The sequence below is a fragment of the Pseudidiomarina sp. genome, from assembly GCF_048268165.1.
In the GTDB taxonomy this organism is placed as follows: Bacteria; Pseudomonadota; Gammaproteobacteria; order Enterobacterales; family Alteromonadaceae; genus Pseudidiomarina.
The window spans coordinates 1-9,651 of the sequence record NZ_JBLWWA010000019.1 but is presented as its reverse complement, the minus strand read 5'-3'; the positions used below and the strand labels follow the sequence as shown (position 1 = coordinate 9,651).

Below are 9,651 nucleotides of genomic sequence, written 5' to 3'. Positions count from 1 at the left end.
TAAGAAAAGCGCCGCCCGATTTCTCGCGCGGCGCTTCATGTATCTGAACTAAACCACTGACTTTAAACGCGAATTGCCTTGTCGGCCCAAGACATGATCAAACCACCAGCGGCCACCAGACCGCCGACGATTTCCCCGGCTGTGCTTTCATCGGCCCAGCCTTGGGCGATCAGATAGCCCCCCACAACGGTTGCACCGTGGCGGATAATCGGCCCTGCAAATTGAGAAATAATGAGACTTTTCAGCATGTTGGTTACCCCTTTTTATGCTTTGGTTTCGAGTTTACCAAGGCGCGCGGTAAAGTCGTCGTGCGCCTTGGTGAGACCGCCCAAGCGGTAGAAAATGCCGCCCAAAACGGCGAATTGCCCCAGATCGAGCGCGTTAGACCAATCCAAAATCACTTGATCACCCCCGCCGATTTAGCCGCGCTGTAGGCCACATAGACGCCACCGGCGATCGCAGCCCACTTGAGAGCGTTGGCGGTGCTGTCCATCGCCTCGCCGCCCTCTTTTGCGGCCCATCCGATCCCATAGACCCCTGCCAAGGCGACACCGCCCCAGATAATCAACGGCATTATGCATACCCCCCCGAACCAGAGGCCCCGAGAGCCGCCAAAACCTGCGCCTGAGACACGGTCGCGGCGTTCAGGCCATCGCCCGCATAGTAGCTTTGCCCCGTCGCTGTGCGGCCCCGTTTATCGCGTGTGAACGCGGGCAATCCGGCCCATTCCTGAGAAAGGTTTTGGGCAAACTGAGCGTCAGAAAGAGACCCCGCCGCCCAGCGGTCAAACCCGCGCCGACGCAAAAGCGCCATTGCGGCCCGATCCTGAGCCGCAACACCGAAAATCTCGCCGGATTGAACCGTTGACCCGACCAGCCCGGAAAGCGTCGATTTGATGAACTGGTAAGCGCCAACCGCGGATGATGCAGATCCCGCCGAGACACTGCGTTTCTGATAATCAATCACCTCGGCCACGGTCATTGTCGTGATCGGGCGCGGCGGTTGGATTTTTGAACCATAGTAGACCGAATTATAGCCCTGCGGTGCCTCTGCGCGACGGATAAGCGCCAAGATCGCGCTTGCATTCGGTGCTACGGACGAACCGCCAGAACCAGAATAGGACGAGGCCCCGCCAGAGGCGCCCAAAATGCTCCCCAAGAGGCTATCCAACAAGCTGCCGCCTGTTGATGCCCCTGCGCTGCCCTGAGACGCTGTGGCGCTGCCAGACGCCGCGCCAGAGCCGCCAGCCGATGCCCCGGATGTGCTGGACCCGGTGAGCGCCCCGAAAAGCGTCTCCAAGCCCCAGCCCAAAATCGCGTCTTTGGTGTCGTTTTTGGCCGGATATGAGGCCGGGACAATCTCATAAACTTCTTGCTGCTTGGCCTTGTTTTGGCTCCACAGATACGCGCCGCCAGCCATAGCGCCGCCCACGATCAAAGCTCCGAAAAGATCAGACATTTTACCCCCCTTAAGCCAAGTCGATTTGAGCCGAACGGACAATTCCGTCAGTGCCTCGAAACGCAATTTCGATTTTTGTGTTGTTTCCATCCACGCGCCGGAACATGACCTCACCATTTTGGGAAGGATCATAAGATTGCGCGGGAGTATTGATTTCGACCGCACCGCTCTCACGGATTGTTAAGCCATTTTTGCGCGCCGCAGCACTTGTGCCTGTGCCAATCTGCAATCGCACGGGGTCTGTTTCCGAGGCTGTGTACTTGGAAAATCCACCAATAGCCGCGCCATACAGGTCTGCCACAATATGACCGCGACCGACTGCAAAGCTATAATAGGCGCTTATATCAATCTGATAACCAGAACCGAAAAAGTAGTTGCAACCATTGTTCGTTTTCACGTCTCGGCCAAAAACAGCGCCGTAGGATGAAAGGTTGTGGGTAGTGCATTCATAGCCAAACGCTGCGGTATAATTGCCGTCAGCCGCACATCCAAAACCCCAGCTAAAAGAGCCAGTAGCGGCGGGGCCGTTGGGCGCATCGCCATCAATCCAACTATCGCGCGACACCAGCGAAGAAAACGTGGCAAGCGCGGTTGCATCATCAGGCTTTGCTGGTCCGTTTCCCCGGCCATAAAAGATCACGGGTGACATTTCGGCGGGTGCTGCGTTGGAAATACGGCTGTAACCAGCCTCCCACAGACTTTCTCCCAGAAAATGAGTGTAATCGCCCGCGCCCGTGTCCCCGTACTCTGTATGCAGCCCATTTGACGGGACATAGATGCACGAATTATCAACGCGGCCACAAAAATACTGCATCGCATTTTGCCAATGATACCGATCATGCAAATCACTCGGCCCCATCATGTAGATAGGAACCTCAGAGCCGCACCATGTCAAAGAGCGCAGTTGATCACGCAAAAGCGTCAGGTTGCCCAAATGCTCGGTGAAACTGTCTTGGAAATCCTCTTCACCCTGCGCCCAAATAACCTCATCAACTTTGGTGCGGCCAAGGTCAGCTAAAGCCGCCTCTGCCTTGGCCTTAGCATTGTAATATCGAGATGCTCCTTCAACGCCGCCAATGATCCATTCATCAATCGACGTCCCGCCCACCGCATCAAAGATCACATAGACCTTACGGCCTGTATCGTCTGCGATCCGATGAGCCCGCGCGAGAGCGTAATTGTTGTTTCCGTTGTTTCCATGTGGATTGCTGCGTGTCCAGGGCAAGCCATTAATGTCCGATCCGCCCCATGCGCCCGTTACGCCATCCCACGTTTTCACAAGCGGAGACGCTGGGTTTGGCCCTCCGTTGTTGGCCCCCGCCGCGTTTGACTGGCCCATGATCAAAATCACATAAGGCTCATGGGGCAAATGAGAGACACGGTCCTTTTCGTCATCGGTAAAGGCGTTTGTGTCACTCTCATTTTCGTACTTATTCTTGATTTCTGCGCCGCTCATAACTGCGCCGCCGCGCCCAGAAAAATAGCTCATGCGTTTGCCTCCGTTTCAAACACGGCAATTTCAGCGGATGCGGCCCCTTGATTGAACACAAAGACCGCCGCCGATGTGGTCAAAATCAGCGTTTCGGATGGGTCAAGCGGCCATCCAGTTTCCAATGTGTTGGGCAAAGATTTCACCCAAACACGATCCGCCCCCAAGTTTCGCAAGCCAATCTCGCCTCTCCCATAAGTTTGCGGAGAGAGTTGCGATACAGCGCCCGCAGCCACAGCCACAGGGCCGAAAATATCAAGTCCCGATGGGCTTTGAGGTTCAGTTTTGATTGCGCCAGCAAACACAAGGCGCGCGTCCGTCAGATCACCGCGACCAAAGCCAAGTTTTACGCTGATTTCGTCCGGCTCATTGTTCTGCACAGCGACTTTTTTGAACTCCGCCAGCGTCCGAAACTTGAGGCCCTGCTCAAAATCAGTAAATGGACCATCGTCAAAGCTGATTTTAAAAGGTGCATCCGATGCCAAGCACACCACAAATTCAGCGGCGCGGGTGAGCTGCAAAGTAGCCCCTGCCGCGACCTTGTAAGTGTACGCTTTATACTGAACATTTTCGGCCATTATTTCCCCCAAATTTGCGATACGGCAAAGGCGATTGCCGCCGCTGGAATGCCGATTTTGATGATTTGCGAGGACAGTTGGCCCTCTTCGGTTTTGAGCGCTTCAAGCTGCGCTGCCATGGCCCCAGAAAGAGTGTCACCGACCATCTTAGCCGCATTATCGCTCGAATAGATCGCATTTGCGGCAAGATCGCGCATTTCTGCCAGCGCCTCTATCCCCATTTCAAATGCTTCATCGGCCACCATATGAACCGACACATCGCCGCCCCCGGAAACACCAATTGCGCCGTTGTCTCCGGCAACGCGGTTATCTGAGGTGCTTTGGCTGGTTGCCGTGCTGCTTTTGGAACTGCTCACAGTGTCACCTCCATGACATATTTGCGCCGTGCGCCGTGCTGCCGCTCAAGTTTGCGCATCAGCCCTTCCCGCTCGGTCCAAGCCAGCACAGAGCGCGCCCCAGAGGCGCGGGCGAAGTCAACAAAGGCGGTAGTGATAGCCGCCGTTACATCAGACTTCGTAGGCCCCTTTACCGCTGCCGCGTTGATCACAAAAGTGACGCCATCCGGCTCTTTAAGAACCGACCAAATGAGCGTCCCAACGCGCCGCCCTTCTTCATGGATTTCCCAGAGTTGAAAGCGCCCGATAGAGACGGCGTCACGGTAGATTTTCAAGTCGCGGTCCGTCACATCTGCGATGCGGCGGAGATCGTCCGCCGCATCTTCAGACCACCGCCCAAGATTGAATGTCACTTTTTCCAAATCAGCCACGCTGTAACCCCCAAAATCGCATATGGGAAAACCTGTTGCCAAAGCGTCTTGTCTGCCGATTTGAACATGAAGGCCCCTGTTGAAGTTGTGCCACCGGATGACCCGGAAGCCTGAGACGGTCCCGCAGAAAGTGAGAGGGGAGGAAGTCCTGTTGCCGCTGCTTCACCTGCCATTTCGCCCCCCTTACTTTTTGGCGACGTAGTAAATCGCTGCGCCGATCACGCCGAAAATCGCGATGGTGCGCACGTCAAAACCTGCGACCTGCTTAGTTGAAACCTGTGTGGCCTGTGGCGTGTCATCCTGTGCGCCCATGGACCCAAGAACCGCGCTTGCAAGACCAGAAAGCGCGGATGCAAAGCCCGTGGTGCCGTCCATTTGTGTGGTGTTGACGCCGGAAGAACCCATAGCGTCCAGGTACTCGCCAGAGGTGCCCACAATCGGAACGCCAGCCGAATATCCCGGACCGCTTGACGACGAACCGAAAAGCCAATCAGTAACATTGAAACCAGAACCAGCCGATCCATAACTGAGTGGCCGTTCGGCTGGATCGACAGGCCAGCCGACTTTAGGAATATTGTTGCCGTAGCTAAGAGCCATATTTGCCCCCTTTCAAAATTGAGGCCGCGCCAGATCGGCGCGGCGATTGATTAGGCCCCGCGAATGCTCTCGGCGTAGATCGAGAAATTCCCGGTCGTGGCAAAATCGAGTTTGAGGCGGAAGTCAGAAACGGCCATGGGCAAAGTCTCGGAAATGCGGTTTTCCTCGGTGAAGTCGATATGCGTCAGACCAGCTTGCGGGACACGCTTGGAATAGCGCGAATTGGCTTCGCGGGTGGCCTTGTCGCCGTCCATAACCTTCCGGTTGTCAACCATCACCTCAGACTTGCCGATTTGATCGGTGGTGATGTGAAGCGCGCCAAGTGCATAAGCCCCGCGCGGAATATCCGCGATTTCGGCCTCACCGGTAACGCCTTGGTTGTGAACAAACTTTTGGACCCGCAAATGAGGGCCAAAAGGTGTGCCCGCCGATTGCTTGGCGTATACGTTCAGGCTGTTGACGGTCACGCCATCGGCAATGTCCATTTCAAGCGCAAAAGAGGCCATGCCGCCCGCCGTGCCGTAGGAGGTTTGATCCTCGCCGCCCGGTGTGCGCATCCACGGACGCGACAAGAACAAAGGCAACACGCCAGCGGTCAATTCGATGCCATAGAACTTGTTCAGCTTGACCAAATCATCTGCGTCAATCTGAATGCGGGTGTCACCGTTCACAATGAGGCGGATTTCTTCGAGATAAAGGCCCCAATCATCGGCGGGAACGTCCGTGGGTGTGCCCCCGTCATCAATGTTCATACGAATGTTGAACATGTGATAGGTCAGACCCAAAGGAAGCTGGACCGATGCGGTTTGACCCGCGCCGATGCCCAGCGGTGTCGGCATTTTTTTGTTGGTGCGCATGTCAGCGGCCCCCCTTAGTTGAAGCCGTTGCGAGCGGTTTTGACGATTTCGATGTCAGAAAGCTGCGCCATGACAAAGCCCGCCAACATGACGGACGTGGTGACGATTGCCACCAATTTAAGATCGGTCTTTTTCATCAGGCCATAACCCCGTTTTGAGTTTGCGGGGCGCTCATAAATTGGCGCGTCAAATAGAAGACGATCAGGCCAGAAATGACTGAAGCGGCTACCGTATGAGTTAGAGAATTTGCCAAGAGAAAGGCCCCTGTTTCAGTTGAGAACAGGGGCCTTATTAGGGACGAATGTTTTGGGTGTTAAACCTAGCCCTATTACCTAGGGATAAGGCCGTGCTTTTTTTGGCTTAGGCCCTCTTTTTCTTGGCGCTCGGCGCGCGGTTCGAGTTGGCCGCAAACGTCACCTTACCCTTACTTACTAGGCCGTTTTTCTCGTGCAGATAGTGCAGATTTTCCCTAGGTAGGTCATTAGGGTTACATCCAATCTCTGCCGCCGCCGCTGTCTTGTCTCGCGGCCCCTTTTGGCGGAAAACTACTGTCTCAGTACAATTTCCACGAAACCGGGTTTCAACCTCGGCCAAACGCTGAGACACGCCGATGACTTCGATCCCATAATGGCGACCGCGAGAACAAATCTCAGCAAAGTTTCGGCAATTGCGCGCGCCGCCTGATACCGGGAAAGCCGTGTTCATTTCCTCGACAACAAGCGTGAGATTTCGCCCCGGATTTCCGTCCTTAAACGGCTTCTGAACCCGCAACAGGAAGGCGCTCAATCTGTCAAGCGCTTCCATTTCGGCCCCCATGCTGGGGCGATATGACACCCGGAAGCCAAGCCAGTTTCGGGCGATTTCGCGTTGAACGTCAATAAAGCGAGAAACGGCTTTCGCGTTCTCATACTCGGCCAAAGGATCGAACATAACCACGCGCTTTAGCTGGGCGATACGTTGCTTTGTGTAGGCGGATTTCCCAGAGCCAGACGCACCCCAGACCCCTACCCGGCCCGCGTTGCTTTTGGAACTCATGCGGCCTCCTCCGCATCCATCCAATCAACAGGCCCCGGCGCGGCGTTTTTGTTTGCCGCCTCTGGCTCGGCCTCTCGGCGTGTTTTGAACTGCGGTTCGGTTTGTTTATTGACTGGCCGCATAGCCTCAATTTTGGCGCGGCGGCGCTCGATCAGGATTGCGCGCACAGCCCCGGCTTGCAGGATCATAAATGGCAACATGCGGGCAATGGCTCCGAATGTGTCATTTGTCGAAAGCAACAGGCTTGGAAAGTGCATTTCGATCAGATCATAAGCCGCGTCTGCGGCTTCATCTGAGGCGGGCTTTTTTTCCGATGTGATTGCCAGCGGTTTTAGGTCTGGCAACATCATTGCAGGGAGGTTGAAAGAGGTTTCCCAAAGCGCACAAAACGCCTCTCGGCTCATACGATCCGGCGCGGCTTCGATCTGAGAGGCCATGTCCTCGGCTTCTTCGGCGGTGTAAACGCCCTGTGCCCCGTGATCGTCTTCGATTTCATCGACAATCAAATTTGCCATGTGTGCGGCTTCTGGGTGGATTTCGATTTTTCCACTTTCGCCGTTCTCAAAGCCCGTATTCATTCAACATTCCCCCGCTCTTTTTCGGCTCGCTCGGCGCGCCATTTTCGTTGGCGCTCGGTGCGCGGTTTTCATTGGCCGGGACCATGGCGGGCTTAGTTACCTTGGTAGGTTGAATTTCGCCCGCTTTAACTAGGTAACTGCGCCGCATGTCACGGCTTGCCACACCGCCCCACCGAAAATGTGCATTGCACGGCGTTGCCGTGTCGCCCTGCGGATAATAGCAGTTGTAAATTGCCATACCCGTCTTGCTCGCGGTGATCTGGACCTTTTGGCCGCATGAAAAACACTTGCATGTGCCCAAAACCGTTCCCGGTTCTAATTCGAATTGTCGTTTAAGAGGCGTTGCCATGATCGCCCCCTTTCGCGAGTTCATCGACACACGCCGATAGGTCCACAAGGAACCCCGTCACATCGTCCACCAAATCGCCCGCCATTTTGGCGCGCTCAAACAGTGGCGCGGCCTTCGCATCAGCGGCGCGCGCCCTAAGCATCTTTGCCCGGTCCTTGAAGTTCATTTTCAGATTTTCCTATTTAGAATTTTCACCCCTAAAATCGCCACACACAACCTTAGGTAGCTAATTTATAATCATTCTAAACTGTGCGTGTGAATCCCATAAATCAAAAAAACGCCTCAGAAGGCCGCTACAGGCGATCTAAGGCGTTTTGACTACATCCACTCACAAATCAATCCAATCGCGCCACAGCCCCCGATTTTCGGGATTTCCTGCGCTCTCTGCCCTGCCCCTCCGGTGCCGATCGCATATTGATCCCCCTGCCCCGCCTTTGTGTTCTGATTTGTTCATTCCCCGTTCTTCATCCGTTCAAAAATCGACATGTTTACGGCTCTTTTCCCAAATTTCGAAAACCTCAACCATTCTCAGCGGGCCGAAGGCCCTCACAGCTCCACACTCTCAAGGTTGGCCGATCCACACGCGACCCACTGCCAAATCCACAACACTGGCCAACCATGTCGCGTGACCTATCCCCAATCGCCTTTATTCGTGTTGGGTCGCGACTAGCGGCCCGCCTTATTCGTTGGTATCTTTGGATACCATGGAGGGGGGGTATAATTTGTACCCCCTTTTTTGGTCAAAATGTCCCCCCTTTTTTGGTCAAAATGTCCCCCCTTTTTCACTGATTTAAAAAGTTATCCACAGGCATAAAAAAGCCCGCCGTGTGGCGGGCTGGTTTCAATCGGTGCTGTCATCGCTGTCAGGTGGCCCCATGATCTCAATTGCTTTAAGCGCCCCATATTTGCCACTTAGGAAGCGCCATGTTGCGTCCCTATCACGCTTGGCTTTCTGGTACTCTATCTGCTCTTCTGCGGGCGTTCCCTTGCTCCCCGGCACTCTGAGAGACCACAATGTCGCCTTACCTGAACCGCCTTCCCATCCAGACGCTGGGAAAACGCTCCCCTCATTTCTGAGAAATTTAAGGCTTCTTTGAACTGTTTTCAGGCAAAGTCCGGCATCTTCCATAATGTCGCGCTTTGTGAGCTTCACAAATGGGCGGTGAAAGTCGGCTCTCTGCCACATCACCTCTAAAACTAGGCGGTGCGCAAGTTTTGCCTCTGTCGCAAGGAATGCAGCCCTTTTCGTTCGGCGCGTTGCTGCGCAAGCGGCCCTATATTCAGCATCATTTGCGAAGCCAACGCGCTTCCATTTTGGTTGCGTATTGTGCTTCATCATATTGCCCCATTTTTAAGGAGCATTTCAGCAATTTCTGAGTGATAAAGTGGCACATCATTGATTGTGCCATCCTCTTGCATTTCTTTAATTTTCCGGCCAATTGCCTGTTTTGTGCGATTTAGGGCGCGCGCAATTGTGGCGTTTTTGACTTTGTGGTGAAAGCCGGACTTTATACAGTCCTCTTCAAATTTAGTTATGTATTTCCCGCGCGCCATTTTCTTGACCTGTATATTCTTAGCGCGTAAATAAGAGGGAGGCCGTTTATTCGGTGATTCACACTTGGCCGTGTGCGTCGGCGGACCTCTAGTTTACTCAGGTGCACCTGCTGACAACTGGACTGTCCGCCCTTAACCCCCTACCCTACATGTAGTATTTACGTTTTATGTAAATACCAATTATAGGATTAATTGACATCCTCAAAAATGAACGCCATTTGGGTGATTTCTCTTTATCCGTTGCCTTCCCCTCGGCCGCCCTGTTGCGTCGCCATTGTGCATTCTCGCGCCATGCGCTCAGGTCTTGCAAAACGTCGTTGAGACCGTCATCCCTGATGCAAGCCAACGAGATATCTGAAAACGCCATGCCAAGCCGCCTATGCCTCAGCT

Annotated in this window: 18 protein-coding genes; all 18 read right to left on the bottom strand. The window is 54.3% G+C overall.

The features are described from left to right. Positions 1–62: 62 nt before the first annotated feature. Positions 63–248, bottom strand: a complete 186-nt coding sequence (locus ACN0UY_RS12320; RefSeq protein ID WP_107719436.1) for a hypothetical protein — start codon at positions 246–248, stop codon at positions 63–65. Between the two features lie 15 nt (positions 249–263). Then, complete coding sequence (locus ACN0UY_RS12315; RefSeq protein WP_302666837.1) at positions 264–395, bottom strand: hypothetical protein; 132 nt, start codon at positions 393–395, stop codon at positions 264–266. 2 nt (positions 396–397) lie between these two features. Beyond that, a complete protein-coding gene (locus tag ACN0UY_RS12310) occupies positions 398–574 on the bottom strand; it encodes a hypothetical protein (RefSeq protein ID WP_159075196.1) in 177 nt (58 codons plus the stop codon). Then, positions 574–1,458 carry a hypothetical protein gene (locus ACN0UY_RS12305; RefSeq protein WP_417267554.1) on the bottom strand — a complete coding sequence of 295 codons (885 nt, stop codon included), beginning with the start codon at positions 1,456–1,458 and terminating at the stop codon, positions 574–576. The genes ACN0UY_RS12310 and ACN0UY_RS12305 overlap by 1 nt, the downstream gene beginning before the upstream one ends. A 10-nt stretch (positions 1,459–1,468) precedes the next feature. After that, on the bottom strand, positions 1,469–2,947 hold the full coding sequence (locus tag ACN0UY_RS12300) for a sialate O-acetylesterase (protein WP_417667455.1): 1,479 nt from the start codon (positions 2,945–2,947) through the stop codon (positions 1,469–1,471). Beyond that, a complete protein-coding gene (locus ACN0UY_RS12295) occupies positions 2,944–3,525 on the bottom strand; it encodes a hypothetical protein (protein ID WP_417267552.1) in 582 nt (193 codons plus the stop codon). The genes ACN0UY_RS12300 and ACN0UY_RS12295 overlap by 4 nt, the downstream gene beginning before the upstream one ends. Further along, entirely contained in the window at positions 3,525–3,881 is a 357-nt protein-coding gene (locus ACN0UY_RS12290; RefSeq protein ID WP_417267551.1) for a hypothetical protein, read from the bottom strand. The genes ACN0UY_RS12295 and ACN0UY_RS12290 overlap by 1 nt, the downstream gene beginning before the upstream one ends. Beyond that, positions 3,878–4,291, bottom strand: a complete 414-nt coding sequence (locus ACN0UY_RS12285) for a hypothetical protein (protein ID WP_417267550.1) — start codon at positions 4,289–4,291, stop codon at positions 3,878–3,880. Before ACN0UY_RS12285 ends, ACN0UY_RS12290 begins: the two co-directional genes overlap by 4 nt. Before the next feature lie 183 nt (positions 4,292–4,474). After that, on the bottom strand, positions 4,475–4,888 hold the full coding sequence (locus ACN0UY_RS12280; RefSeq protein WP_417267549.1) for a hypothetical protein: 414 nt from the start codon (positions 4,886–4,888) through the stop codon (positions 4,475–4,477). 50 nt (positions 4,889–4,938) lie between these two features. Further along, complete coding sequence (locus ACN0UY_RS12275) at positions 4,939–5,745, bottom strand: major capsid protein P2 (protein WP_417267548.1); 807 nt, start codon at positions 5,743–5,745, stop codon at positions 4,939–4,941. A 14-nt stretch (positions 5,746–5,759) separates the two neighbouring features. Continuing rightward, positions 5,760–5,882 carry a hypothetical protein gene (locus tag ACN0UY_RS12270; protein WP_302666842.1) on the bottom strand — a complete coding sequence of 41 codons (123 nt, stop codon included), beginning with the start codon at positions 5,880–5,882 and terminating at the stop codon, positions 5,760–5,762. A 223-nt stretch (positions 5,883–6,105) separates the two neighbouring features. Beyond that, the gene (locus ACN0UY_RS12265; RefSeq protein ID WP_417267547.1) at positions 6,106–6,780 is read right to left on the bottom strand and encodes a hypothetical protein; all 675 of its coding nucleotides are present in this window, start codon (positions 6,778–6,780) and stop codon (positions 6,106–6,108) included. Continuing rightward, complete coding sequence (locus tag ACN0UY_RS12260) at positions 6,777–7,358, bottom strand: hypothetical protein (RefSeq protein WP_417267546.1); 582 nt, start codon at positions 7,356–7,358, stop codon at positions 6,777–6,779. Before ACN0UY_RS12260 ends, ACN0UY_RS12265 begins: the two co-directional genes overlap by 4 nt. Continuing rightward, on the bottom strand, positions 7,342–7,707 hold the full coding sequence (locus tag ACN0UY_RS12255; protein ID WP_417267545.1) for a hypothetical protein: 366 nt from the start codon (positions 7,705–7,707) through the stop codon (positions 7,342–7,344). Before ACN0UY_RS12255 ends, ACN0UY_RS12260 begins: the two co-directional genes overlap by 17 nt. Beyond that, the gene (locus ACN0UY_RS12250; protein ID WP_417267544.1) at positions 7,691–7,849 is read right to left on the bottom strand and encodes a hypothetical protein; all 159 of its coding nucleotides are present in this window, start codon (positions 7,847–7,849) and stop codon (positions 7,691–7,693) included. Before ACN0UY_RS12250 ends, ACN0UY_RS12255 begins: the two co-directional genes overlap by 17 nt. Positions 7,850–8,548: 699 nt before the next feature. Next, positions 8,549–9,046 (bottom strand): hypothetical protein, encoded by a 498-nt coding sequence (locus tag ACN0UY_RS12245; RefSeq protein WP_417267543.1) that lies wholly within the window; start codon positions 9,044–9,046, stop codon positions 8,549–8,551. Beyond that, on the bottom strand, positions 9,043–9,261 hold the full coding sequence (locus ACN0UY_RS12240; RefSeq protein WP_417267542.1) for a hypothetical protein: 219 nt from the start codon (positions 9,259–9,261) through the stop codon (positions 9,043–9,045). Before ACN0UY_RS12240 ends, ACN0UY_RS12245 begins: the two co-directional genes overlap by 4 nt. Before the next feature lie 145 nt (positions 9,262–9,406). Then, a partial coding sequence (locus ACN0UY_RS12235; protein ID WP_417667450.1) for a hypothetical protein occupies positions 9,407–9,651 on the bottom strand: 245 nt, incomplete at its 5' end.

Bases quoted from the DNA above. Each gene is read 5' to 3' on its own strand.
- ACN0UY_RS12320 (WP_107719436.1), bottom strand. From the start codon at position 248: ATGCTGAAAAGTCTCATTATTTCTCAATTTGCAGGGCCGATTATCCGC.
- ACN0UY_RS12310 (WP_159075196.1), bottom strand. From the start codon at position 574: ATGCCGTTGATTATCTGGGGCGGTGTCGCCTTGGCAGGGGTCTATGGG.
- ACN0UY_RS12305 (WP_417267554.1), bottom strand. From the start codon at position 1,458: ATGTCTGATCTTTTCGGAGCTTTGATCGTGGGCGGCGCTATGGCTGGC.
- ACN0UY_RS12300 (WP_417667455.1), bottom strand. From the start codon at position 2,947: ATGAGCTATTTTTCTGGGCGCGGCGGCGCAGTTATGAGCGGCGCAGAA.
- ACN0UY_RS12295 (WP_417267552.1), bottom strand. From the start codon at position 3,525: ATGGCCGAAAATGTTCAGTATAAAGCGTACACTTACAAGGTCGCGGCA.
- ACN0UY_RS12280 (WP_417267549.1), bottom strand. From the start codon at position 4,888: ATGGCTCTTAGCTACGGCAACAATATTCCTAAAGTCGGCTGGCCTGTC.
- ACN0UY_RS12275 (WP_417267548.1), bottom strand. From the start codon at position 5,745: ATGCGCACCAACAAAAAAATGCCGACACCGCTGGGCATCGGCGCGGGT.
- ACN0UY_RS12270 (WP_302666842.1), bottom strand. From the start codon at position 5,882: ATGAAAAAGACCGATCTTAAATTGGTGGCAATCGTCACCACGTCCGTC.
- ACN0UY_RS12265 (WP_417267547.1), bottom strand. From the start codon at position 6,780: ATGAGTTCCAAAAGCAACGCGGGCCGGGTAGGGGTCTGGGGTGCGTCT.
- ACN0UY_RS12260 (WP_417267546.1), bottom strand. From the start codon at position 7,358: ATGAATACGGGCTTTGAGAACGGCGAAAGTGGAAAAATCGAAATCCAC.
- ACN0UY_RS12255 (WP_417267545.1), bottom strand. From the start codon at position 7,707: ATGGCAACGCCTCTTAAACGACAATTCGAATTAGAACCGGGAACGGTT.
- ACN0UY_RS12250 (WP_417267544.1), bottom strand. From the start codon at position 7,849: ATGCTTAGGGCGCGCGCCGCTGATGCGAAGGCCGCGCCACTGTTTGAG.
- ACN0UY_RS12245 (WP_417267543.1), bottom strand. From the start codon at position 9,046: ATGATGAAGCACAATACGCAACCAAAATGGAAGCGCGTTGGCTTCGCA.
- ACN0UY_RS12240 (WP_417267542.1), bottom strand. From the start codon at position 9,261: ATGGCGCGCGGGAAATACATAACTAAATTTGAAGAGGACTGTATAAAG.